Source organism: Lentzea tibetensis, from assembly GCF_007845675.1.
In the GTDB taxonomy this organism is placed as follows: domain Bacteria; phylum Actinomycetota; class Actinomycetes; order Mycobacteriales; family Pseudonocardiaceae; genus Lentzea; species Lentzea tibetensis.
In genome coordinates this window covers 302563-327380 of the sequence record NZ_VOBR01000007.1, presented here as the reverse complement: position 1 = coordinate 327380, position 24818 = coordinate 302563, and the positions used below count along the sequence as shown (strand labels likewise).

Genomic DNA, 24818 nt, shown 5'->3' with positions numbered 1-24818 from the left:
CCGTGCGCCGGGCTGTCGCTACTTGGCGACAGCCCAGCTGATCTTGACGATGCCGTCGTTCACGTCGGCGATCTTCGCGAACGCGGCCTTGTCGAGGTTCAGGTCACCCTTCTTGGGGCCTTCGGCGACGTCCACGATCTGCACCTTGAACTTGCCCTTCGGGCCTGTCACCTCGACGATCACGCCGCAGTTCGGGCTCTTGTCCCCCTTGCCGAACTGTTCGCGGTTGAGACCGGCGATGAACTCCTTCGGAAGCGTCTTGAGGTTTTCCGACTTCGGGCACGCGACCTTGTCCCAGTCCGGCTTGTAGTCCTCGGTGAAGGTGGCTTTGCCCTGGTAGGTGGCGGTTCCGAGGTTCCCGGCATAGGGCGGCGCGACCAGTCCGGCGGCAGCCAGCGCCACGGCCCCGACCGCGGTGGCAGCAGACAACACAATTCCTCCTGCGGGAATGAGTGAATTTCGACGCCACCGAATTTGCCACGACGAATTGCCACCGGCATCCACCGTACGTGCGACAGACGAAAGGCACGTATCAATAGAACTATGGTGACTGTCGAACGCCTATCGGTCTAGACGATTAACGCGCGAAAGCGCGCACAGCCGAGGCGAACCGCAGCGGAGCACCCGCGTCTGCCTGCCGGAAGCCGAGCGACGGCTCGGTGAGCTCCAGCTCCAGCAGCAACGGCCGCCCGTCCTCGCCAGCGACGACGTCGACGCGCGCGTAGAGCAGCTCCGAGCAACGCAGGCCGAGCAGCCCGGCCGCCGCGTCCAGCGCGTCCTCGCCGAGCCTGCGCTGCGCGGCCGACGGGACGGCGGGCGCGAGCTTCTCCAGCACGTACAGGCCCGACTCGTCGGTCTCCCGGTCCGGCGCGAGCATCGCGCCCTTGGTGAACGCGTGCGAGTACACACCGGCGAAGAACACCATCGCCGTCTCACCCTCACCGTCCACACGGGACTGGTAGGGCTGCACCAGCGCCTTGGCGGCCAAGGAGTCCAGGTGCTCGACCGCGGCTTCGAACTCGCCGGCCGCGAACCGCGCGGCACCGCGCGAGCCCGCGCCGATCGCGGGCTTCACCACGAACTCGCCGGACGGCCACGACGGCCGCTCCCCCGGCGCCACAACGGAAGTCGGCACGACGCCGACGCCCGCCTGCGCCAACTCGACCAAATAGGACTTGTCGGTGTTCCAGCGCACCACGGAAAGCGGGTTCGCCAGCACGGGCACCGACTCGCACCAGTCGAGGAACTCCGGCAGCCGCTCGGTGTAGTCCCACGTCGCGCGCAGCACCACGAGGTCGGCGACGTCGGGCGAACCCCACACCGACCACGCGGCGTCGACGTCGACCGAGGCCAGCGCGTCGATCACCGCGTCGTCGTCACCGTCTCCCAACGGCTTGCCGGGGCAGGAGGCGAGCAGGACCTTCACCGCTGCATCCGCGCCATCTTCTTGCGGTGCGGGGAACCGATCTTGATCTGGGACGTGGTCTCGCGGTCCCACTCGGCCTCGACCAGCTCGGGCACCGCGGCGACGACCTCGGACGCGGCCTCGACGGTCGGCAGGACCAGGTCACCCATCGCGCCGTCCTCACCGACCAGCACGATCCGCGCACCGGCGCGGCCGATCGGCTCGATCACCGCACGCGCCGTCTTGCCGTGCGCGGTGAGGAATTCCGATGCCTGCTTCACAGCTTTCTTGTCCGCCACAGCTCACCACCTTAGAACCAGCGGGTAACTTCCGTGGAGTGACCGCAGACACTCCACAGCCGGCGCTGGTCGGCGAGTTCCTGAGCTGGTACTTCGACCGCAACCCGGCGACGGCGTCGATGCTCGGCTCGCTGGACCACGACCACACGCTCGGGGACTTCTCCGCCGCGGCGTTCGAGAGCACCGAACGCGAGGTGGACGCGTGGCTCGGCAGGCTGACCGCGTCCAGTCCGTCGACGCTCGACGAGGAGATCGACCGCGACCTGATCGCCTCGGTGCTGCGGGGTGACCAGCTGCGGGCGTCGTGGCCCGAGTGGCGGCGCGACCCGTCGGTGTACACGTCGACCGCGCTCTACCCGCTGCACGCCGCGTTCACCTACGGGCTGCGGCCCGAGCCCGAGCTGGTCGACGCGGTCATCTCCCGGCTCGCCGAGGTGCCCGCGATCCTGGCCGCGTGCCGGGCGAACCTCGACCCCGCGATCGCGTCGCCGATGATCGTCCGGCGCGGACTCGACCAGGCGCGCACCGGACGCGCGTTCCTCACCTCCGCGCTGCCCGCCGAGGTGCGCGACGAGCAGCTGCGCGCGAAGCTCGCGGAAGCGGCCGAACCCGCGGCGCGGGCGTTCGACGAGCTCGTGGTGTTCCTCGAGGAGTTCGCGGAGCGCGCGAACGGCGACTGGCGCATGGGCGAGAAGCTGTACTCCAGCCTGCTGGTCGAGCACCAGGTGCTCGGTTACGGCGCGGGCGAGCTGCACGAGCGCGGCAAGGCCGCGTACGCCGAGCTGGACGCGGAGCTGAAGGAGCTGGCGGGGACGCCGGACTGGCACGCGGTCATGACGTCGTTGCAGGACGACCACCCGCCGACGCTGGAGGACATGCGCCGCGAGTACGAGGCGGAGACCGAGCGCGCGCGGCGGTTCCTGGTCGAGCACGGGCTCGTGACGCTGCCCGACGGCGAGGAGTGCCGCGTGGTGCCTTCGCCGACGTTCCACCGGCCGATCGTCGCGGTCGCGTCGTACATGCAGCCGCCGCCGCTGACCAACGGCCGCGTCGGGCACTTCTTCGTGCCGTTCACGCCGGACGGGTTCACCGCCGAGCAGGTCACGCAGCGGCTGCGCACCAACGCTCGGGCCCAGCTCGCGACGATCTCCGTGCACGAGGCTTACCCCGGACACCACTGGCACCTGTCGTGGCTGGCCGCGCAGGACCGGCCGGTGCGCAAGGTGTTCCGCACCCCCTACTTCTCGGAGGGCTGGGCGCTGTACTCCGAGAAGCTGTTGCGGGAGCAGGGTTTCTTCACGTCGACGGCGCAGGAGCTCGCGCACGTCGAGGCGCGGCTGTTCCGCGCGGCGCGCATGGTCGTCGACACGGCGCTGCACTGCGGCGACATGAGCACCGACGAGGCCGAGGCGCACCTGGTGGCGAACACGGCGCTGACGGCCGGCACGGCCGCGGCCGAGGTGCTGCGGTACTGCGCGTGGCCGACGCAGGCGCCGTCGTACCTCACCGGCGCGCTGGAGATCGACCGGATCCGCGCGGACTACGTCGCCGAGCAGCGGGGCACCCTGCGGGAGTTCCACGACACCATCGCCGGATCGGGTGCACTTCCGCTCGGCCTCGCGCGCAGGGCCGTTCTCGGCAGGTGAGACGGGGAACATCACCTTCTGCCGAGAGGTTGACCCGGACATGACGAAAGCAGTGGTGGTCCGGACCGCGGGCGGTCCGGAAGCTCTCGAGTACAGCGACGTCGACGTGCGCGCGCCGGGTGACGGTGAGCTGCTGGTGCGGGTGCGCGCCAGCGGCGTGAACTACATCGACACCTACCAGCGGTCCGGCGGCTACCCGCTGGAGCTGCCCGCGACGCTCGGGCTCGAAGGCGCCGGTGAGGTCGTCGAGTCGCGCGCGGACGGCTTCGCGGCCGGTGACCGGGTCGGGTGGATGTCCGTGCTGGGCAGCTACGCCGAGCTGGCGGTCGTGCCCGCGGCGGCGGCCGTGAAGATCCCCGAGGGCGTGTCCGACGAGCTGGCCGCGGCGTCGCTGCTCCAGGGCATCACCGCGCACTACCTGCTGCACTCGACGCACGAGGTCAAGGCGGGCGAGACCGTTCTGGTGCACGCGGCCGCGGGCGGCATGGGCCTGCTGCTGACGCAGTGGGCGAAGGCCAAGGGCGCGCGGGTCATCGGCACCGTGTCGACCGATGAGAAGGAGAAGCTCGCGCGCGAGGCGGGCGCGTCCGACGTGCTGCGCTACGGCGACTTCGCGTCCGAGGTGCGCAGGCTGACCGACGGCCGCGGCGTGGACGTCGTCTACGACGGCGTCGGCAAGGACACCTTCGACGGCAGCCTGGCGAGCGTGCGGATCCGCGGGCTGGTGGCGTTGTTCGGGGCGGCGAGCGGCGCGGTGCCGCCGGTCGACCCGCAGCGGCTGAACCAGGCGGGGTCGGTGTTCCTGACCCGGCCGAGCACCGGGGCGTACCTCCTCACGCGTGAGGAGCTGGAGTGGCGGGCGGGCGACGTGCTCGCCGCGGTCGCCGACGGCACGCTGTCCATCCGGATCGGCGGCCGCTACCCGCTCGCCGAGGCGGCGCGGGCGCACGAGGACCTGCAGGCCCGCCGCACCACCGGCAAGCTGCTGCTCGTCCCCTGAGTTGGAGTGCCGTCAGGGGCACCCTTGCGGCGTTGTGCGTCGCACGGGTGCCCCTGACGGACTCAGCCGGTGACCTTCACGGCGTCGACGACGAAGATGAGGGTCTCGTTCGGCTGGATCGAGCCGCTGCCCTGGGGACCGTAGCCGAGCGACGGCGGGATGATGAGCAGCCTGCGGCCGCCCTCCTTCAGGCCGATGAGGCCCTCGTTCCAGCCCTTGATGACACTGGCCGCGCCGACGTTCTCGACCGGGAACGTCTGGCCGGTGCCGAACGACTCGTCGGCGATCTGCTTGTCCGAGAACGTCGTCAGCTGGTAGTTGACCTCGGCCGTCGAGCCCTTCTTGACCTCGGGGCCGGTGCCCGGCTTGAGGTCGGAGATGATCAGCTCGGGGCCCGGCTGGCACGTGGTCGGGACGGTGACGGTCGGCTTGGCGCCGAACTCACCAGCCACCTTGAAGTCCGCGGCCGTGCACACCGGTCCGGTGGGCTTGGCTGCTGACGTGCTCGACGGCGTCTGGGCCTTCGGAGCCGTCGCGGACGGGGTGTTGCCGAGCGTCTGGGTGGACGGACGGTCGCTGGAAGAGCAGCCGATGGAGGCCGCCGCCACGACCGCCAGGGACGCGATGAGCAGGACGTTGCGCATGCCGGGGAGCTTATGAGCACGGGTGCGGCAGCCTGTCGGCAGGGCCTGAGAGATCATTTATTGCGTTTTGAAAATCGCATCGAATACCTGCTTCCCTAACTTTTGACCGGCGCGTACAGTAACTCCGCGCACATGATCAGACACCCAGTGCATTCGTCCGTTCGTGTGCCGACCAAGGAGGTGACGAACGTGTCAGCGGACGCCAGGGGCATCCGCAGCAACCTGATCCAGGAAATCTTCTGGACCCGCACAGGCTTGCTCCTCCTCGTACTCGTGGTCACTTCCGGTGTGTCGTTGGCCTTTTCCAGTCAAATGGAAGCGAGTGCACTGCGGAACTTCGTGACATCAGTGGGCACCGGCACGCTGATTTCCGCGGTGGTGAGCTTCACGCAAACGCTCATCACCAGTTCCGCCGCGCAACGCGCATTGGTGGCTCCCGTCGTCGAGGAGAGCCGCAAGGCGCTGCAGGACCTGACCGCCGAGTACCGGGCGCTCGACCGCGAGTTCTTCCCCAGCCACGTGTTCGAGCCGACCGCGAAGCCGGATCCGGTGTTCAACCAGCTGATGATGCAGGACCTGGACCGCACGAGGCTGTACTGCTTTCGCGGATTCGCGGGCAGGTACGCGGCGTGCCGGGTGCTGCTCTCGCAGTCGGAGTGCGAGCTGAGAGCTGTGCTCGCGGACCCGCGCGACAACGACGCGATCAGCGGCCGGGCCAGATACCTGCTGCGCAACGAAGGTGCCGACGGCGATTACGGCACGATCCAGGCGCAGCTGCGCGAACAGGTGTCGATCGGGTTGGTCGGCCTCTACCTCGCGCGCGGCCGGTGCAGCCGCATCGACGGCACGATCGTGTCCGACCCACCGCTCGACCGCCTCGAGCTGTTCGACGACAGCGCTTGGCTCACGTTGTACAGCAACACCGCCGGAGTGATCCGGCCGTATCCCAGGACTTTGCGCTTCACCGAGAGCTCCTTCCTCTACGGGATGGAGCGCGCCGAGTTCCTGCGGATCAGCAATTCCCGCGCCGGATACCACTTCACGATCAGGCCGAGCACGACCCGTGACGACTTCCTCGCTTTGTTCGAGAAGATCACCGGCGATCCCCTGACCGCAGACGGATTCCGTGAGCTGGAGGACAAGTTCCACGTTTTCCGTCGTGAATTCTCCGCCTCCGCACAGCTGAGGAGCTGATCTTCTTGTTAGCCGAGTTCACCGGGCTGACCGCACTCGCGGAACTCGCATCCCGTCTCTCCAGAGTTGATTCCCCTGTCGTCGACAACTGGTCACAAGTCGGCGTGTGGTTCCGCGACTGGGCCGCACGACCGAAGCTGCGCAAGGAACTGCGAGAACACCTCAACACCCTGTCACCGCAGGAAGCCATGTGGGTGATAGCTCATTCACGCGAAACGACGACTCACTTCGCCTGGTGCCTGCGCGACGAGCCGCACGAGCCGTACACGTTCTGGCTCCACGAGTACAAGCCGCTGCAGGACTGGCGCGCCGGCTACGCCGACTCGGTGCACAACCACCGCTACCACTTCTGCACCACCATCCTCAGCGGCTCCTACCTGCACGAACGCTTCACGGCCAAGCTGGGCATCGGCGGCCGCGCGGTGATCTCGACGTCCCTGCTGAATCGCGCCCAGTGCGCGGTCGGAGCCACCGGTTCCCTGCTGGCGCACGAGTTCCACCGCATCCCCCGAGCCGCGAACGGCACCATGACGTTCCTGGTCAAGTCCCGCGCGGTGACCCCGTGGAGCCTCTCCTTCGACCCCGAGACCGGAGTCAGCCACCGGCACGTCCCGGTGGAGGAACGGCTGGAGGACCTGACCAACAACCTCTGAAAGCCCCTACGGCAGGAGCCGACGCACACCTACGATCAGCCCACCCGATTGGGAGGGCTGGTCATGCGCATCCCGATGTCCGTCATCGAGGACGTGGAACGCCAGGTGTGGCAGCTGTGCCAGGACCTGGCCGCGAACCTGCAGTTCCACGGCTGGCACCACGTGAGCTTCGTCCGCGACAAGTCGATCCACTTCGCGCAGCGCAACGGCGCCTCGGTCGAAGTGGCCCACGTCGCCGCACTCGTGCACGACCTCAACTACATGGTCAGGCGCAACTCACTGCCCATGGACGGCGCCGAACTGCGCGCCAAGGTGCTCGCCTCGGCGGGCGTGGATCCCACCGTCTCGGAGTGGATCGAGCGGATCGTCATCGAGGCCGAGATGCGCACCCGCGACCGGTACATCTCACTCGAGGCGCAGGCGCTGTCCGACGCGGACACCCTGTTCAAGGCGCTGCCGGTCACGCCCGTCGTGCTGGCGCACAAGTACCTGCAGGAGAACGGCATCACCCTGCGGGAGCTGGCGCACAAGATCGTCGGGGAGCAGCAGGGCAAGCACGACGCGGGGTTCTACTTCTACGACACGGAGGCCGCGGCCACGTACTCCAAGTGGGCGAGCGCGAACCTCAAGCTCTGGCAGTGCATCGTCGAGTCGCTGGACGACCCCTGCGTGGAGGACTTGCTGTCCGCCGTGGCTTCCTGAGCAGGCCAGCCCGCTGCGGGGCGGGGTGCGGCAGAGCGTGCATGACGCCGGGGCCGGGGTACGGCCGAGCGTGCGTCGCGTCGGGCCCGGGGTACGGCCTCGGACCCGCGTGCCGACGTGCCCGCTTCCCTGCCGCGCCCTTGGCCTCGGGCAGCGCTCACGCAGGCGTCCCCGCACGCGAGAACCCCCCGAACCGATGCTCCCAGCCAGCACCGACAATTCCGCGCCCCTCAGACGAGTCAGCCCAGCCAGCGAGCGAAGCGAAGCCAGCACCGCCCGCCGACCCGTCACGAACCGCGCGAACCCCGACCAACCGCCACGTACCAAGCGAGCCCAGCGAGCCCAGCGAAAACCGGCAGGCACCAAGGGAGCACCGACCAAACCGGCACGAACCAAGCGAGCCCGACGAAACCGGCAGGTACCAAGCGAGCACAGCGAGAACCGGCACGAACCAAAAGAAGGAGCGCCCGCCGCACTCCCAGCCCCCGCACTGCCAACTGGGCGCGGCCCCACAACCCAAACCGGCAGCCAAATGAACAGAGCAAACTTTCCCGGAGGGCAGGGGGTGGGGAGGTCCTCGCTGATCAGGCGAAGCCTTGCCACATCGAAAAGCCCCTGTCAAGGCAGCTTTTCCGCCTTGACAGGGGCTTTTCGATGTGGCGACCGTGAGGTGATCAGCGAGGACCTCCCCACCCCACCACGGAAGGCCCAACAACCAGATACCCCGAACCGGGGAAGAAAGATGCCCACTTCACACCCGGCTGAACCGGACAGACCCACGAGCCGTAACCCGTGAGGTGCAGGAACTAGAAGGGCAACCCAAGCACAGGAAGCCCGACGACGGCGTCAACGGCGAGGCCGCAGAACACGAGCATCAGGTAGAGGTTCGACATGTGGAAGAACTTCATGGTGTTCGTGGACCCGCCGCGCCGCACGACGTTGTGGAGCTTGTGCGCGAACACGGCGAACCACACGCCGGACACGGCGGCGACCGCCACGTAGATCCAGGACGTCACCGGCGCCAGGAGCAGGGTGCAGACGACTGTGATCCAGGAGTAGATGACTATCTGCCGCGTCACCTGCGTAGCGGTGGCAACGACGGGAAGCATCGGTACCCCAGCGCGCGCGTAGTCCTCCTTGAACTTCATCGCCAGCGCCCACGTGTGCGGCGGCGTCCAGAAGAAGATGACGCCGAACATGACCAGCGCGGGCCACTCAACGGTCCCCGTCACCGCCGACCAGCCGATGATCACGGGCATGCAGCCCGCCATGCCGCCCCAGATGATGTTCTGCGACGTCCGCCGCTTCAGCACCAGCGTGTACACGAAGATGTAGAAGAGGATGGTCGCCACGGCGAACACCGCCGAGAGCAGGTTCGTCGTCAGCCAGAGGAACGCGAAGGACACCACGCCGAGCGCGATGCCGAAGATCAGGGCGTTGCGGGGTGGGATGGCGTTCTGCGCCAGCGGTCGCGCCGTGGTGCGCTTCATGACCGAGTCGATGTCGGCGTCGACGAAGCAGTTCAGGGCGTTGGCCGAGCCGGCGGCCAGGGTGCCGCCCGTGAGGGTGCAGGCGATGAGCCACAGCGGCGGGAGTCCGCGCTGGGCCAGCAGCATGGCCGGGATGGTCGTGATCAGCAGGAGCTCGATGACGCGGGGCTTGGTCAGCGCCACGTACGCGCCAACGACCTGACGAGGCGTCCGCGCGGGGGCCTCCAGGACGGCACTCATCGCGATGAACTCCTCGAATCAAGACGGGGAAAGACCGGCGACTGATAGTAACCAGCGACGGGAAACCAGGCCCGTTCGGGTACTGGTGTGCCTGGGCACACAACGAGGTAACCAGTACCAGAGCAGTTTCGCCCTCCGTCCGGACTAGGCTGGCAACCGGACGAGGAGAATCGCGGGTCAGGTCATCGGGATCGATTCACCCCGAGCGCGACCCGCCCTACCCGACGAAGAGTGGAGCGCAAGTCCGTGTCCGACGACATCACCCGGCTGACCGAGCCCCATCTGCCCGAAGACTGGACCGAGCTCGACAGGCGCGCTGTCGACACGGCGAGGGTGCTCGCGGCTGACGCCGTGCAGAAGGTCGGCAACGGTCACCCCGGTACCGCCATGAGCCTCGCCCCAACCGCCTACACGCTCTTCCAGCGCGTCATGCGGCACGACCCGGCCGACCCGGACTGGATCGGGCGCGACCGCTTCGTGCTGTCCGCGGGTCACTCGAGCCTCACGCTGTACGTCCAGCTGTTCCTGTCCGGCTACGGGCTGCAGATCGACGACCTGAAGGCGTTGCGCACGTGGGGCTCCAAGACCCCCGGCCACCCCGAGTACAGCCACACGGCCGGTGTGGAGATCACCACCGGCCCGCTCGGCCAGGGTCTGGCGAGCGCCGTCGGCATGGCGATGGCCGCGCGCCGCGAGCGCGGGTTGTTCGACCCGGACGCCGCGCCGGGCGAGAGCCCGTTCGACCACGACATCTTCGTGATCGCGTCCGACGGTGACATCGAGGAGGGCGTGACCTCCGAGGCGTCGTCCCTCGCGGGCACGCAGCAGCTCGGCAACCTCACGGTGATCTACGACGACAACAAGATCTCCATCGAGGACGACACGACCATCGCGCTGTCCGAGGACACCGCGAAGCGCTACGAGGCCTACGGCTGGCACGTCCAGGTCGTCGAGGGCGGCGAGAACGTCAAGGGCATCCTCGAGGCGCTGGAGAACGCGAAGGCCGAGACGAGCCGTCCGTCCTTCGTCCTGCTGCGCACGATCATCGGCTACCCGGCGCCGAACAAGCAGAACACCGGTGCCGCGCACGGCGCCGCGCTGGGCAACGACGAGGTCGCCGAGGTCAAGCGGATCCTGGGCTTCGACCCGGAGCAGACCTTCGAGGTCGCGGACGAGGTGCTGGCGCACGCCCGCGAGGTCGTGAAGCGCGGCGAGCACGCCAAGGCCGAGTGGCAGAAGTCGTTCGACGCGTGGGCCGAGAAGAACCCGGAGCGCAAGACGCTGCTGGACCGCCTGGTCGCGCGCGAGCTGCCCGCCGGCTGGGCCGACGAGCTGCCGGTCTACCCGGTGGACGCGAAGGGCGTCGCGACGCGCAAGGCCTCCGGTGAGGTCATCAACGCGCTGGCGAAGAAGCTGCCCGAGCTGTGGGGCGGCTCCGCCGACCTGGCCGAGTCGAACCTGACCACGGTCAAGGGCGAGCCGAGCTTCGGTCCGGAGGAGATCTCCACGGACATGTGGAAGACGAACCCGTACGGCCGCACGCTGCACTTCGGTGTCCGCGAGCACGCCATGGGCTCGATCCTCAACGGCATCGCGCTGCACGGCCCGACCCGCCCGTTCGGCGGCACGTTCCTGGTGTTCTCCGACTACATGCGCCCGGCCGTGCGGCTCGCGGCGATCATGCAGTCCGCGGTCACCTACGTGTGGACGCACGACTCCATCGGCCTCGGCGAGGACGGCCCGACGCACCAGCCGATCGAGCACCTGGCCGCGCTGCGCGCGATCCCCGGTCTCACCGTGCTCCGCCCCGGCGACGCGAACGAGACCGCGTACGCGTGGAAGGCGACCATCGAGCAGCGCGGCCCGGTCGGCCTCGCGCTGACCCGGCAGAACGTGCCCACGCTCGAGGGCACCAGCGCCGAGGGCGTGAAGAAGGGCGGCTACGTCCTCGCGGACGCGTCCGGCGGCAAGCCCGAACTGATCATCATCGCCACCGGCTCCGAGCTCCAGATCGCCGTCGAGGCGCGGAAGGTGTTCGAGGCCGAGGGCGTTCCCACCCGTGTGGTGTCCATGCCGAGCGTCGAGTGGTTCGACGCGCAGGACGCCGACTACCGAGAGACCGTTCTCCCGGCGTCGGTCAAGGCGCGCGTGTCGGTCGAGGCCGGTATCGCCCAGCCGTGGTACCGCTTCGTCGGTGACGCGGGCGAGATCGTCTCGATCGAGCACTTCGGTGCGTCCGCCGACTACCAGACGCTGTTCAAGGAGTTCGGCTTCACCACTGAGAACGTCGTTGCAGCCGCCAAGAAGTCGCTGCAGCGGGTGAGGGGAGAGAAGTGAGCAACGAGAACCTGACGGCACTGAGCCAGGCAGGCTGCTCCATCTGGCTCGACGACCTGTCACGGGAGCGGCTCACGAGCGGCAACCTCGCCGAGTTGATCGCCGACTGGAACGTGACCGGCGTGACGACCAACCCGACGATCTTCGCGGGCGCGCTGTCCAAGGGCGCGTCCTACGACGAGCAGGTTCGCGAGCTCGCCGCGCGCGGTGCGGACACGGACGCGACGATCCGCGAGGTCACGACGACCGACGTGCGCAACGCGTGCGACGTGTTCCGCGACGTCTACGCGGCCACGGACGGCGTCGACGGCCGGGTCTCGATCGAGGTCGACCCGCGGCTGGCGTTCGAGACGGAGAAGACCGTCGCCGAGGCGCTCGACCTGTGGAAGACCGTCGACCGGCCGAACCTGCTGGTCAAGATCCCGGCCACGAAGGAAGGCCTGCCCGCGATCACGCGGACGCTGGCCGAGGGCGTGAGCGTCAACGTGACGCTGATCTTCTCGGTCGAGCGCTACCAGGGCGTCATGAACGCGTTCATCGACGGACTCGAGCAGGCCAAGGCGAACGGCCACGACCTGCGCACGATCCACTCGGTGGCGTCCTTCTTCGTGTCCCGCGTGGACACCGAGATCGACAAGCGCCTGGACGCGATCGGCACGGACGAGGCCAAGGCCCTGCGCGGCCAGGCCGCCGTCGCCAACGCGCGCCTGGCGTTCGCCGAGTACGAGCGCGCGTTCAGCGGCCCGCGCTGGGAGGCGCTCGTCGCCGACGGCGCGCGTGCGCAGCGCCCGCTGTGGGCCTCGACCGGCGTCAAGGACCCGGCCTACAAGGACACGCTGTACGTCGACGAGCTCGTGGTCGCGAACACGGTCAACACGATGCCGGAGAAGACGCTGCACGCGGTCGCCGATCACGGCAAGATCGACGGCGACAAGGTGACCGGACGCGAGCAGGAAGCCAGGGAGGTCTTCGGCAAGCTGGCAGCCGTGGGCATCGACCTGGACGACGTCTTCCAGGTGCTCGAGACCGAGGGCGTCGACAAGTTCGAGAAGTCCTGGGTTGAGCTCCTCGAGACGGTTACCAACCAGCTGGCGCAAGCGAAGGGCTGAGTTTTCCCCATGAGCGACGTGATCTCCGTGGAGATCGTCCGTTCGCCCAACTCCGACCAGGTCAGCACGATCGTCGCTGACCTGGTCTCGGATTCGGTGGCGAGCAAGCTGACCGCGCAGGACCCGACCCTGTGGGGCCCGGAGGCCGAGTCCGAGGCGAGCATCCGCCTCGCCTGGACGAAGCTGCACGAGACGTCCCGTCCGCTGCTCGCGGAGATCGCGCAGCTGCGGGAAGAACTGCACGCAGAAGGTGTCGACCGGGTCGTGCTGGCCGGTATGGGCGGTTCGTCCCTGGCGCCCGAGGTGATCACCCAGACCGCGGGTGTGCCCCTCGTGGTGCTCGACACCACCGACCCGGCCCAGGTCGCGGACGCGCTGGAGGGCGACCTCCAGCGCACCGTCCTGGTCGTGTCGTCCAAGTCCGGTGGCACGGTCGAGACCGACAGCCATCGGCGCATCTTCGAGAAGGCCTTCACCGAGGCGGGCATCGACGCCGCATCGCGCATCGTCGTGGTGACCGACCCCGGCTCGCCGTTCGAGGCGCTGGCCAAGGAGCTCGGCTACCGCAAGGTGTTCCTCGCCGACCCGCACGTCGGCGGCCGCTACTCGGCGCTCACCGCGTTCGGGCTCGTGCCGTCGTACCTCGCGGGCGCCGACGTCGCCGAGCTGCTCGACGACGCGGCCGCGGCGGCGGAGATCCTGTCGCAGGACTCCCCCGACAACCCGGCCCTCGTGCTCGCCGGCGTGTTCGGCGCGGCACACGCGAACGGCGCGGAGAAGATCGTCTTCGCCGACTCGGGTTCCGGCATCAAGGGCTTCGGCGACTGGGCCGAGCAGCTGATCGCCGAGTCGACCGGTAAGAACGGCACCGGCCTGCTGCCCGTCGTCGTCGAGGGACCGGGCGCGCCCGGTTTCGTCGACGCCCGCGGTGACGCCACGACCGTCGCCATCGGCCCGGCCACCGGCTCGTCGGCGCTCGCCGTCGAAGGCAAGCTCGGCGCGCAGTTCCTGTTGTGGGAGTACGCGACCGCGCTCGTCGGCAAGGTGCTCGGCATCGACCCGTTCGACCAGCCGGACGTCGAGGCGGCCAAGAAGGCGGCCCGCGCACTGCTCGACGCACCGGCCGCAAGCGCTTCCGCACCGGCCTTTGTGGACGGTCCGGTCGAGGTGTACCCGAGCGACGGCTGGCTGCCGAACGGCGTGAGCACGGTCGCCGAGGCGATCCAGGCGCTCGTCAGTGCCACGTCACAGCACGGCTACCTGTCCGTCCAGACCTACCTGGACCGGATCGACGACGCGTCGTTCGCACTGCTGCGCCCGGAGCTCGCCAAGCGCACGCACCTGCAGACCACGTTCGGCTGGGGCCCGCGCTTCCTGCACTCGACCGGCCAGTACCACAAGGGCGGTCACCAGAACGGTGTCTTCCTGCAGATCACCGGCGCGTCCGAGGTCGCGCTGGAGGTGCCGGACCGTCCCTACGACCTGGCGACGCTGCAGCTCGCGCAGGCGCTGGGTGACGGCCAGGTCCTGGCCGGCCACGACCGTCCGGTGCTGCGCCTGCACCTGACGGACCGGGTCGCCGGCCTCGCACAACTCGTCGAAGCAGTCCAGGAGGACGGCTCTTGAGCGCACCATCGAAGGCGTGGCGCAACCCGCTGCGCGACCCACGGGACAAGCGCCTGCCGCGCATCGCCGGTCCCAGCGCACTGGTCATCTTCGGTGTCACCGGTGACCTCTCGCGCAAGAAGCTGATGCCCGCGATCTACGACCTCGCGAACCGGGGTCTGCTGCCGCCGGGCTTCGGTCTCGTCGGCTTCGCCCGCCGCGACTGGGCGGACCAGGACTTCATGCAGGTCGTGCACGACGCGGTGCGGGAGCACGCGCGCACCCCGTTCCGCGAGACGGTGTGGCAGCAGCTCGCCGAGGGCATCCGGTTCGTGCAGGGCACGTTCGACGACGACACGTCGTTCGACAACCTCGCGGCGACGCTCGCGAAGCTCGACGAGGAACGCGGCACGGGCGGCAACCACGCGTTCTACCTGTCGATCCCGCCGGGCGCGTTCCCGCAGGTGATCAACCAGCTCAAGCGCGCGGGGCTCGCCAAGGCGCCGAAGGAGAACCCGGAGCAGTGGCGCCGGGTGGTCATCGAGAAGCCGTTCGGCCACGACCTGCAGAGCGCGAAGCAGCTCAACCGGACCGTGAACGACGTCTTCCCCGAGGAGTCGGTGTTCCGCATCGACCACTACCTCGGCAAGGAGACCGTCCAGAACATCCTGGCGCTGCGCTTCGCGAACCAGCTGTACGAACCCATCTGGAACGCGAACTACGTCGACCACGTGCAGATCACCATGGCCGAGGACATCGGCCTCGGCGGTCGCGCGGGATACTACGACGGCATCGGCGCGACCCGCGACGTGATCCAGAACCACCTGCTCCAGCTGCTGGCGCTGATCGCGATGGAGGAGCCCGTCTCCTTCCGCCCCACCGACCTGCGCGCGGAGAAGGTGAAGATCCTCTCCGCGACGCGGCCGTCCGAGCCGTTCGAGGAGACGACCGCGCGCGGCCAGTACACCGGTGGCTGGCAGGGCGGGCAGAAGGTGCCCGGCCTGCACGAGGAGGGCGGCTTCGCGCCGGACTCCAGGACCGAGACGTTCGGCGCGATCACGTGTGAGATCAACACGAGGCGCTGGGCCGGTGTCCCGTTCTACCTGCGCACCGGCAAGCGCCTCGGCCGCCGCGTCACCGAGGTCGCGGTCGTGTTCAAGCGCGCGCCGCACCTGCCGTTCGACGACACGGCGACCGAGGAGCTCGGCCAGAACGCGCTCGTCGTGCGGGTGCAGCCGGACGAGGGCGTGACCATCCGGTTCGGCTCCAAGGTGCCGGGCAACACGATGGAGGTCCGCGACGTCACGATGGACTTCGGCTACGGCCACTCGTTCACCGAGTCGTCGCCGGAGGCCTACGAGCGGCTGCTGCTCGACGTGCTGCTCGGCGAGCCGTCGCTGTTCCCGAAGAACGACGAGGTCGAGCTCTCGTGGGAGATCCTCGACCCGATCCTCGACTTCTGGGCGAAGAAGGATCTTCCCCAGCTCGAGAAGTACAAGGCCGGAACGTGGGGACCGCCGTCGGCCGACGCGATGACCGCGCGGACCGGAAGGCACTGGAGGCGTCCGTGATCATCGATCTGCCATCGACCACCACGTCGCAGATCAACTCGAAACTGGTCCGCCTGCGCGACGAGGGCGGCGCGACGACGCTCGGCCGCGTGCTCACGCTGGTGATCGTCACCGAGGACGGTCAGCGCACCGACGCCGCGATCGACGCGGCGAACGACGCTTCGCGCGAGCACCCGTGCCGCGTGATCGTCGTCGCCCGCGGTGCCCGCAAGGCCGCGCCCCGGCTGGACGCGCAGATCCGCGTCGGCGGTGACGCGGGTGCGTCCGAGGTCATCGTGCTGCGGCTGTACGGCGAGCTCGCCAACGAGGGCGCGTCGTGCGTGATGCCGCTGCTGCTGCCGGACACCCCGGTCGTGGCGTGGTGGCCGTTCGACGCACCGGCCGCACCGTCGAAGGACCCGATCGGCCAGCTCGCGCAGCGGCGCATCACCGACTCCGCCGCCGAGAAGAACCCGATCAAGGCGCTGGAGGCGCGGCGGGCGCACTACGCGCCCGGCGACACGGATCTCGCGTGGACGCGGCTCACGCTGTGGCGCGCGATGCTCGCGTCGTCGCTGGACCTGCCGCCGTACGACAAGATCATCGACGCCGAGGTGAGCGGCGAGGCGGACTCCCCGTCCTCCGAGCTGCTGGCCGCATGGCTCGCCGCGTACCTGAAGGTGCCCGCGAAGCGCTTCAAGGCGACCAGCGGCGAGGGCATCGTGCACGTGAAGCTGGACCGCAAGTCCGGCGCGGTGGAGCTGAACCGGCCGGACGGCAAGGTCGGCACGCTCGAGCAGCCCGGTCAGCCCTCGCGGCGGATCGCGTTGCAGCGCCGCGAGGTCCGCGACTGCCTGGCCGAGGAGCTGCGCAGGCTCGACCCGGACGAGGTGTACGAGGTCGCGCTGAAGTCGCTCGGCAAGGTCGTCCGCGGCCGGACCCCGGCGGCGAAGCCAGCGGCCGCGCCCAAGAAGGCAGAGGAGCCCGCTCCGAAGGCCGAAGAGCCGGCTGCCGAGGCACCGAAGGCGGAGTCGGCGAACGGGGACGCGCCCAAGAAGGCCAAGGGCAGGGCCAAGGCGAAGGCCGGTTCGTGAGCCGTCCCGAGGTCGTGGTGCACCGCGACGGCGGCCTGCTGGCCGCCGCCGCGGCGGCTCGGCTCGTCACGAGGATGGTCGACGCGCAGGCCGCGCGCGGGTACGCGTCGGTCGTGCTGACCGGCGGCCGCACGGGTGCCGCGGTGCTGGAGAACCTGAACCGCAACGGTGCGCGCGACGCCGTCGACTGGAGCCGCGTCGACCTCTACTGGGGCGACGAGCGGTTCCTGCCGTCCGGCGACCCGGAGCGCAACGAGACCCAGGCGCGGGCCGCGCTGCTGGACCACGTTCCGCTCGACCCGGACCGCGTGCACGTGATGGCGCCGTCCGACGGGAAGTTCGGCAACGACCCGGAGGCGGCGGCCGAGGCGTACGCGGAGGTGCTCGCACGGGCGGCACGTCCGGAGGACCACGGCGACGTCCCGACGTTCGACGTGTGCATGCTCGGCGTCGGCGAGGAAGGGCACGTCGCGTCGATCTTCCCGGACTCCCCCGCCGTCCACGAGCAGGAGCGCTCGGTCGTCGCGGTGCGGAACTGCCCGAAGCCGCCGCCCACGCGGATCAGCCTGACGCTGTCCGCGATCCGCCGCGCCCAGGAGGTGTGGCTGATGACGACCGGCGAGGCGAAGGCCGTCTCCGTCGCGATGGCGCTGAACGGTGCGGGCGAGGTGCAGATCCCTGCCGCGGGCGCACTCGGGCGCCGTACGTTGTGGTTGCTGGACAAGGCCGCCGCGTCGAAGGTGCCGGACCTGTTCCAGCCGCCATTAGCCTGATTCCACGCGCTATGTGTTACCCACGCCACACCAGGTGCGTATCATCTGGCGTCGGTATCGATCACGCGGGGAGACAGCCCAGAAGTGCGACCCACCATCGGCATGGTCACCGCGGGACCGCTCATCGAGCTCGCAGGCGAGCAGTGGCGCGGTGCCAGTGACGGCGCGACCGCGAACGGATGCGACTTCGTCTGCTTCGTGGGCAACGAGCTGGGCCATCCCGATCGGCAGAAGCGGCGCGCGAACGCCGTCTACGACCTGATCTCGCCGCACCGGGTCGACGCGCTGATCATCTGGACCACGCGGGTCGGGCAGCTCGTCGGCGAGCCCGCGATGCGCGAGTTCGCGCGCCGGTTCGAGCCGATGCCGATCGTCAGCGTCGAGACGACGCTCGCGGACTGGCCGACGATCCTGATGGACAACCGCGGCGGCATGGAGAACGCGGTCAACCACCTCATCGAGGTGCACGGCCACCAGCGGATCGCGTTCGTGCGCGGGCCGCAGAGCCACGCGGGCGCGCAGGAGCGGTACTACGGCTACGTGGACGCGCTGACCCGCCACGGGATCGAGGTCGACCCGGCGCTGGTGACGATGCCCGGCTCCTGGAGCTGGGACCCGGCGGGCGCGGCGGACGCGGTCGCGAAGATGCTGGACGTGCTCGACGAGCCGCCGCACGCGATCGCCGCCGCCAACGACGACTACGCGCTCGGCATCGTCGCCGCGCTCGAGGACGCGGGGCTGCGCATCCCCGAGGACGTCGCGGTCGTCGGGTACGACAACCACACCAACGTCCGCACGCACGACCTCGGCTACGTGACGCCCGAACGCGAAGGCCCGACGTCGACGGTGCAGCGGCGGGTCAACATCGACGCGGGCACACCGGCGTTCACCACGGTGCGCGCGCCTTTCCGCGAGATGGGCGTGCGCGCGGCGGAGCTCGCCGTCGCGCTGGTGCGCGGCGAGGCGACGCCCGAGGTCGAGACGATGAAGACCGAGCTGGTCGTGCGCCGGTCGTGCGGCTGTCTCCCTTCCGGCTACAAGCGTTCGGCGCCCGCGCACGGCGCGCTGGCGATGCCCAAGCGGCTCACCGCGGACTCGGTGGCGAAGAACCTGCGGCTCGCGATCGGCACGCGGTCGTCGTTGCTGCCGGAGGGCTGGGCGGAACGGCTCGTCAGCACGTTCCTCATCGCCGGGCGCGACGGCAACGGCGGCGAGTTCCTCGGCCTGCTGGCGGAATGCCTGCGGGCGAGCGCGCGGGCCGGGTTCGAGCCGGAGCAGTGGTGGCCGCCGCTGTTCGACATGCACCGGTTCGTCTCCGCGCGGATCCCGGACGCGCTGGCGTTGAGCGACCTGTGGCTGCGGGTGCAGCTGATGGTGGCGGAGGCGTTCGAGCGCGCGGGCACGTTCCAGTACCTGCTGCACGAGCGGCGCGACCAGACGGTGCGCGAGGCCGGCCAGCGGCTGATCGCGTCCCGCGACGTCGCCGAGCTGACCGACGCGCTGGTGGAGGAGCTCCCCCGGCTCGGCATCCCGGGCTGCCACGTCATGACCTACGAGCCGAACGCCGAGTGGGCGCGGCCGATGGTGTCCTACGAGCAGAGCAGGCTGCGCCGCGACACCGACAGCGAGCCGTTCCGCTCGGACCAGCTCACCCCGTACCCGCTGAACCGGCCGGAGCCGTGCAGCATCCTCGCGGCACCGCTGTTCGGCGTCGAGGAGCAGCTGGGTTTCGTGTTGTTCGAGGTCGGCTCGGAGACGGGCTGGATCTACGAGGCGGTGCAGCAGCAGCTGTCGAGCGCGTTGCGCGGCATCAGGATGCTCGAACGCGAACGGCAGGCGGTCGCCGAGGCCCAGGAGGCGCGGCAGAAGCTGGAGCTGGCGCACTCCGAGCTGGAGGACCGCGTCCGCGAGCGCACCGCCGCGCTGTGGGAGGAGATCACCGAGCGCGAGCGGCTGGAGACGCAGCTGCGGCACGCGCAGAAGATGGAGGCGATCGGCCGCCTCACCGGTGGCATCGCGCACGACTTCAACAACATCCTCACCGTCATCAGCGGCAACAGCGAGGCGCTGCTGCGCCGCACCGCGGCGGACGACCCGCGCCGCCCGGAGATCGAGGACATCCGGCACGCGGGCGAGCGCGCCACGAACCTGACGCACCAGCTGCTCGCGTTCACCCGCCAGCAGGTGCTGCACCCGACCCAGGTCGACCTGAACAAGACGATCACCAAGGTGCGCTCGATGCTGTCGACGCTCGTCGGTGAGGACGTCGAGCTGACGCTGACCCTGCCGGAGACCGTGTCGCCGGTGTGGGCCGACGCCGGTCAGCTGGAGCAGATCCTGTTCAACCTCGCGGCGAACGCGCGGGACGCGATGCCCGACGGCGGTGTGCTCGCCATCGAGACGGACGACGTCTACCTCGGTGAGGACCACGTGGGCCGGATCGTGGGCGTGCGGCCGGACGACTACGTGGTGCTGCGCGTCGTCGACACGGGCACCGGCATGGACGAGTCGGTGCAGGCGCAGGTGTTCGAGCCGTACTTCACGACGAAGCCCGTCGGGAAGGGCACCGGCCTCGGCCTGGCGACGGTGTTCGGCATCGTGCAGCAGAGCGGTGGCCAGATCGACCTGGCGAGCTCACCCGGTTCCGGCACGACCATCTCCATCTACCTGCCGCGCACGCGGACGTCCGACGGCCCCTCCGGGCAGCCGGCGCGCCGCGCGTCGCCGCGCCGGGGGTCGGAGACGATCCTGCTGGTCGAGGACGACGCCCAGGTGCGGACGCTGACCAAGCGGCTGCTCGAGCAGGCCGGGTACGTGGTCATCGAGGCGCGCAACGGGCGGGAGGCGCTGAAACTCGCCACCCGGCACCCCGAGGAGATCGACGTGGTGGTGACCGACGTCGTGATGCCCAAGATGGGTGGCCCCGAGCTGGTGGCCGAGCTGCGCAGGATTCGGCCGACCCTGGCCGTGCTCTACATGTCCGGGTACACGACGGAGGAGAAGCTCGGCGACACCGCTGTGCTGCTCACCAAGCCGTACACCGAGGACGAGCTGCTCGACCAGATCCGGTTGCTGCTTGATCAGACCGGCTGATCAGACCGACCGGGCTATCGCCTGGCGGACCGTCACGTCCAGGGTCTCGATGCGGAACGGCTTCTGCAGGTACCCGGCCACCACGTGCCCGGCGAACCGGCGCCGCAGGTCCGCCACGTCGTGGCCGCTGGTCAGCACGACCGGAATCCGCAGCCCGGCCTGCTCCAGCTCGGCCAGCACGTCCTCGCCGCTCATCCCCGGCATGCTGTGGTCGAGCAGCATCGCGCTCAGCTCGTGATGGCGTTCCTTGACGATGTCGATCGCCTGCGAACCGTCGGTCGCCTGAAGGACCGTGAATCCGAGTTCCACGAGCAGTCCGACGGTGTACCTGCGCACCGGATCCTCGTCCTCGACCACGAGAACGAGCCCACTCGTTGGTTGCATCCCGTAAGTATGCAATAGGTTCTCAACGCCCGCGAAACGGGCCCGTTGTTCGAATTCCGACGGCATGGCGACAACTTTTCACAACTTTGACTCGTCCGTTGGTGTGAAAAGATCTGTGTACCCCGTTCGGACTACACTAGTGAAGAGTCTTTACGATACCCTGCCCATCAACGCCGCCGCCACCGCACCGAAAGGTTCCAAGAAAGGCCACACATGCGTATAGCGACGGCTGCTGCCGGCATGGCTCTCCTATTGTTAACGTCGTCCGCGCCCGCGTATGCGTCATCGATTCCGTCGGAGCGGGTCACCGTCGACGTGGTGACCGTCAACGGGTCCGGCTGCAAGCAGGGCACTGCATCGGTGTACGTCTCGCCGGACAACACGTGGTTCAAGATCACCTACCGTGACTACTACGTGGTGGCGGGCAACGAGGCACCTCCCACCGACTTCCGCAAGAACTGCCAGATCGCCGTGCGGGTCAACACTCCGCAGGGCTTCAGCTACGGCATCTCGCGGGCGGACTACAAGGGCTTCCTCTACCTCCCCGAGAGGGCGACCGCCCTGCAGCGGGCCAACTACTACTTCCAGGGCCAGCCGGCCAACGACATCCGCGACCACCGGTTCACGGGTCCGTACGGCGACTACTGGCACAACACGGACGAGACGGAATTCGCGAAAATCGTCTACGCACCCTGCGGCGAGCAGCGCAACCTCAACATCAACACCGAGCTGCGCGTCACGCGGGGTAGCGAAGGAGCCACCAGTTTCATGACGATGGACTCCTCCCGTGGTGAAGAAGAAACCTTCTACCACTTCTCCTGGAAGAACTGCGACTAATTCGTGCCGCACACCGCCGCCGCACCTTCGAGTTGGTTCGGAAAGGTGTATCAATGCTGAACACGGTGACTGCTGCACTGATGGCCGCATCCATCATCATTCCTCCGGGCGGAGCACCGGGCGCCACCCCGCCGCCCGATCACATCACCATTGATGTCGTCACGGTGAACGGGTCGGGCTGCCCGGCTGGAACCGCCGCTGTCGCCATCGCGCCCGACAACACCGCTTTCACGGTCACCTACAGCGACTTCCTGGCCCAGGTCGGCGTCGGTGCCAAGCCGACCGACCTCAGGAAGAACTGCCAGCTCAACCTGAGAGTGAACGTCCCACAGGGCTTCACCTACGGCATCGCATCAGCCGACTACCGCGGCTTCGCCCACCTCGAGAGCGGCGCTACCGGCGTCGAGAGAGCCAACTACTACTTCCAGGGCATGTCACCGACCGCCTACGTGTCCCACAGCTACGCGGGCCCGTTCAGCGACGACTGGCAGGCGACGGACAACACCGAGCTCGCCGCGATCGTGTACCACCCCTGCGGTGAGCAGCGGAACTTCAACATCAACACGGAGCTCCGGGTCAACGCGGGTACTTCGGACCCGAAGACGACGACGAGCTTCATGTCGATGGACTCCACCGACGGCAGCATCGACACCACCTACCACTTCGCGTGGAAGGAATGCGTGCCCCGGCCGTGATCTAGGCGTGTTCCGGGGTCGGCTCGCGCGAATTCGCGTCGCCGAGCCGGCCCCGGCACGTAACCTGACCAGCGTGAACGTTCTCACCCCTGCCGTGGAGGACCTGTACGAGGTCTTCGCGGCCCCGCGTCCCGCCGAGGTCGCCTGCTGCGACCACTGCGTCGATCCCGCGAAGCTCGAGCCGTTCACCTCGGTGCCGCTGCGCTCGCTGACCGCGGAGCAGGTCGGGGTGTTCTGGCTGAAGAGCGGGACGATCGGCGACGAGGGCTTCGTGCGCTACCTGCTCCCCCGGTTCCTCGAGCTGATCTCCACGGGCGAGATCGACGACTTCGACAGCGACTACTACCTGCGCCTGGTCACCACCGGGTACCCGGCGTGGACGACGCGGGAGCAGGCCGCGGTCGTGCGCTACCTGCGTGCGCTGTGGACGGCGGGGCTGGCCGGTCACGTGCGGATCGACGTGGGGCACCTGCTGGCGCGGCTGGCCGACACGCACGACGAGGTCGGCGGCTTCCTCGTGGAGCTGGAGGGCGCTCCCGCGCTGCTGGCCGACTACGTGCGGGGTCTGGCCGTCGACGAGAAGCGCCCCGGCTACGTCGAGCAGTGGCTGTTCGGCGACGGCCCGCTGGTCGCGCTCGAGAAGGCGGCGCTGGAGCTGCCGGACCCGGACGGCACGTACTCGTACACGCACCTGATGCTCGAGGGGCTGCGTGTGCGCTAGCACATTTCTGACCGCTGCCACGTCCCGAACGCGACGTTCACTCGTCTCGACAGTTAACGGGGACGGGTCGGGGAAAAGGGGCGGTCATGCCAACCGCGACATACGCACAGTACGGTGAGGACCGAACGGCTGACACGGGAGGTCGAGCGCTGACCACCAACTCGGTGCGACAGCTGCCGTCCGGACGCGATGACGCGCCGGCCGGGAGGCGCTGGCCGCTGAGCAGGAAACAGCGCGAGCTCGCCGTCGACGCCGCGGCGGTGATCGGCGCGTCGCTCGACGTCTGGCTGGGCGCGTCGCAGCCGTTCGCGGTCGAGGTGCAGCAGTACTCCTACTGGTTGTCCGGTGTCGCGGCGGCCGCGATGCTGCTGCGCAGACGCTTCCCGTTCCTCACGCTGCTGCTCACCATCCCCGGTTTCATCGCGGGCTGGGCGCAGCTGGCGGCGATGATCGCGCTGTGCACGGTCGCGTGGCGCAGCTTCGTGGGCTGGCGCCTGCTGGTCGGCGTCCTGCTGGTGTGGGTCGGCCGCTTCATGTCGTGGCCGCCGGACTACTTCCTCGGCCAGCCGTGGCAGGTCATGGTCCACGACGCGATCTGGGCGCTGGTCGTGGTCGGCCTGCCGGTCGCGATCGCCTTCCTCGTCCGCGCTCGCCAGGCGCTGTCCGACCGGATAGCCGAACTGGCGGCGAGCCGCGAGCGAGAACGCGTGCTGCACGCGCACGCGATCCGCGCCGACGAACGCGCCCGCCTCGCCCGTGAGATGCACGACGTGGTGTCCCACCAGGTCAGCCTGATCGCCATGCAGGCGGGCGCGCTGCGCATGGCGGTGGCCGACGCCCAGCACAAGCAGGTGGCGGGCACCATCCGCACGCTGAGCACGCGCACCCTCGACGAGCTGCGCCAGCTGGTGTCGGTGCTGCGCACGACCAACGGCGACGAGAACCCGCAGCCCGGCATCGACCAGCTGCACGAGCTGGTGGACGACTCGGGTCTGGACGCCTCGCTGGAGGTCACCGGCCCGGCGCTGCGGCTGCCCGCGCCGATCTCCGGCGCGATCTACCGGACCGTCCAGGAAGCGCTGACGAACGTCCGCAAGCACGCGCCCGGCGCCCACGCCACGGTCCTGGTCGTCACCGCGGAGTCCGAGGTCCACGTCGAGGTCCGCAACGACCACACCGAGCAGTGCCAGGCGGCCCTGCCGAGCGGTGGTCACGGCCTCGTCGGTCTCGCGGAACGCGCCAAGCTGCTGAACGGCGACTTCAAGGCGGGCCCGACGGACGACGGCGGTTTCGCGGTGCGCGTGACGTTCCCGATGATGCCCCGCCAGCTGTCCGACTGACGGCGAC

The 24818-nt window shown here is 69.1% G+C and carries 22 protein-coding genes; 16 read left to right on the top strand and 6 right to left on the bottom strand.

Annotated features, from left to right (window positions below; translation table 11 throughout):
- Window positions 1-18: 18 nt before the first annotated feature.
- From FKR81_RS13950 to FKR81_RS13940, 3 genes are all read right to left on the bottom strand, one after another.
- Window positions 19-429, bottom strand: a complete 411-nt coding sequence (locus FKR81_RS13950) for an RlpA-like double-psi beta-barrel domain-containing protein (RefSeq protein ID WP_222598261.1) — start codon at window positions 427-429, stop codon at window positions 19-21.
- 148 nt (window positions 430-577) lie between these two features.
- Complete coding sequence (locus FKR81_RS13945) at window positions 578-1426, bottom strand: ATP-grasp domain-containing protein (RefSeq protein ID WP_146351855.1); 849 nt, start codon at window positions 1424-1426, stop codon at window positions 578-580.
- Window positions 1423-1704 (bottom strand): hypothetical protein, encoded by a 282-nt coding sequence (locus tag FKR81_RS13940; protein ID WP_146351853.1) that lies wholly within the window; start codon window positions 1702-1704, stop codon window positions 1423-1425. The genes FKR81_RS13945 and FKR81_RS13940 overlap by 4 nt, the downstream gene beginning before the upstream one ends.
- Before the next feature lie 38 nt (window positions 1705-1742).
- Between FKR81_RS13940 and FKR81_RS13935 the strand changes: the two genes are divergently transcribed.
- A complete protein-coding gene (locus FKR81_RS13935) occupies window positions 1743-3350 on the top strand; it encodes a DUF885 domain-containing protein (RefSeq protein WP_235921530.1) in 1608 nt (535 codons plus the stop codon).
- Between the two features lie 40 nt (window positions 3351-3390).
- Window positions 3391-4350 (top strand): quinone oxidoreductase family protein, encoded by a 960-nt coding sequence (locus tag FKR81_RS13930; RefSeq protein ID WP_146351849.1) that lies wholly within the window; start codon window positions 3391-3393, stop codon window positions 4348-4350.
- A 62-nt stretch (window positions 4351-4412) separates the two neighbouring features.
- Here FKR81_RS13930 and FKR81_RS13925 read toward each other — a convergent pair whose 3' ends face one another.
- Window positions 4413-4994: an FKBP-type peptidyl-prolyl cis-trans isomerase gene (locus FKR81_RS13925; RefSeq protein ID WP_146351847.1), complete on the bottom strand. Its 582-nt coding sequence runs from the start codon at window positions 4992-4994 to the stop codon at window positions 4413-4415.
- Between the two features lie 132 nt (window positions 4995-5126).
- Here FKR81_RS13925 and FKR81_RS13920 point away from each other — a divergent pair, with 132 nt between their 5' ends.
- The 3 genes from FKR81_RS13920 (at window position 5127) to FKR81_RS13910 (ending at window position 7543) form a co-directional block, all read left to right on the top strand.
- On the top strand, window positions 5127-6188 hold the full coding sequence (locus tag FKR81_RS13920; RefSeq protein ID WP_235921529.1) for a hypothetical protein: 1062 nt from the start codon (window positions 5127-5129) through the stop codon (window positions 6186-6188).
- A 5-nt stretch (window positions 6189-6193) separates the two neighbouring features.
- Window positions 6194-6841, top strand: a complete 648-nt coding sequence (locus FKR81_RS13915; protein WP_146351843.1) for a hypothetical protein — start codon at window positions 6194-6196, stop codon at window positions 6839-6841.
- 63 nt (window positions 6842-6904) lie between these two features.
- On the top strand, window positions 6905-7543 hold the full coding sequence (locus FKR81_RS13910; protein ID WP_146351841.1) for an HD domain-containing protein: 639 nt from the start codon (window positions 6905-6907) through the stop codon (window positions 7541-7543).
- Between the two features lie 806 nt (window positions 7544-8349).
- Here FKR81_RS13910 and FKR81_RS13905 read toward each other — a convergent pair.
- Window positions 8350-9273: a heme o synthase gene (locus tag FKR81_RS13905; protein ID WP_146351839.1), complete on the bottom strand. Its 924-nt coding sequence runs from the start codon at window positions 9271-9273 to the stop codon at window positions 8350-8352.
- Between the two features lie 231 nt (window positions 9274-9504).
- Here FKR81_RS13905 and tkt point away from each other — a divergent pair, with 231 nt between their 5' ends.
- The 7 genes from tkt (at window position 9505) to FKR81_RS13870 (ending at window position 20834) form a co-directional block, all read left to right on the top strand.
- The gene (gene tkt / locus FKR81_RS13900; protein WP_146351837.1) at window positions 9505-11610 is read left to right on the top strand and encodes a transketolase; all 2106 of its coding nucleotides are present in this window, start codon (window positions 9505-9507) and stop codon (window positions 11608-11610) included.
- Window positions 11607-12719, top strand: a complete 1113-nt coding sequence (gene tal / locus FKR81_RS13895) for a transaldolase (protein WP_146351835.1) — start codon at window positions 11607-11609, stop codon at window positions 12717-12719. The genes tkt and tal overlap by 4 nt, the downstream gene beginning before the upstream one ends.
- A 9-nt stretch (window positions 12720-12728) precedes the next feature.
- The gene (locus FKR81_RS13890) at window positions 12729-14345 is read left to right on the top strand and encodes a glucose-6-phosphate isomerase (RefSeq protein WP_146351833.1); all 1617 of its coding nucleotides are present in this window, start codon (window positions 12729-12731) and stop codon (window positions 14343-14345) included.
- Window positions 14342-15895: a glucose-6-phosphate dehydrogenase gene (gene zwf / locus FKR81_RS13885; protein WP_146351831.1), complete on the top strand. Its 1554-nt coding sequence runs from the start codon at window positions 14342-14344 to the stop codon at window positions 15893-15895. The genes FKR81_RS13890 and zwf overlap by 4 nt, the downstream gene beginning before the upstream one ends.
- Window positions 15892-16968: a glucose-6-phosphate dehydrogenase assembly protein OpcA gene (gene opcA / locus FKR81_RS13880; protein ID WP_146351829.1), complete on the top strand. Its 1077-nt coding sequence runs from the start codon at window positions 15892-15894 to the stop codon at window positions 16966-16968. The genes zwf and opcA overlap by 4 nt, the downstream gene beginning before the upstream one ends.
- The gene (gene pgl / locus FKR81_RS13875) at window positions 16965-17741 is read left to right on the top strand and encodes a 6-phosphogluconolactonase (protein WP_146351826.1); all 777 of its coding nucleotides are present in this window, start codon (window positions 16965-16967) and stop codon (window positions 17739-17741) included. Before opcA ends, pgl begins: the two co-directional genes overlap by 4 nt.
- 84 nt (window positions 17742-17825) lie before the next feature.
- Window positions 17826-20834 (top strand): substrate-binding domain-containing protein, encoded by a 3009-nt coding sequence (locus FKR81_RS13870; RefSeq protein WP_146351825.1) that lies wholly within the window; start codon window positions 17826-17828, stop codon window positions 20832-20834.
- Here FKR81_RS13870 and FKR81_RS13865 read toward each other — a convergent pair whose 3' ends face one another.
- Window positions 20835-21218: a response regulator gene (locus FKR81_RS13865; RefSeq protein ID WP_186762962.1), complete on the bottom strand. Its 384-nt coding sequence runs from the start codon at window positions 21216-21218 to the stop codon at window positions 20835-20837.
- 213 nt (window positions 21219-21431) lie between these two features.
- Here FKR81_RS13865 and FKR81_RS13860 point away from each other — a divergent pair, with 213 nt between their 5' ends.
- From FKR81_RS13860 to FKR81_RS13845, 4 genes are all read left to right on the top strand, one after another.
- The gene (locus tag FKR81_RS13860) at window positions 21432-22055 is read left to right on the top strand and encodes a DUF4360 domain-containing protein (RefSeq protein WP_146351821.1); all 624 of its coding nucleotides are present in this window, start codon (window positions 21432-21434) and stop codon (window positions 22053-22055) included.
- Window positions 22056-22108: 53 nt separating this feature from the next.
- Window positions 22109-22750, top strand: coding sequence for a DUF4360 domain-containing protein (locus tag FKR81_RS13855; RefSeq protein WP_146351819.1), 642 nt, complete (start codon window positions 22109-22111; stop codon window positions 22748-22750).
- 73 nt (window positions 22751-22823) lie between these two features.
- Window positions 22824-23471: a hypothetical protein gene (locus FKR81_RS13850; protein ID WP_146351817.1), complete on the top strand. Its 648-nt coding sequence runs from the start codon at window positions 22824-22826 to the stop codon at window positions 23469-23471.
- A 164-nt stretch (window positions 23472-23635) separates the two neighbouring features.
- The gene (locus FKR81_RS13845; RefSeq protein ID WP_235921527.1) at window positions 23636-24811 is read left to right on the top strand and encodes a sensor histidine kinase; all 1176 of its coding nucleotides are present in this window, start codon (window positions 23636-23638) and stop codon (window positions 24809-24811) included.
- Window positions 24812-24818 lie beyond the last annotated feature (7 nt).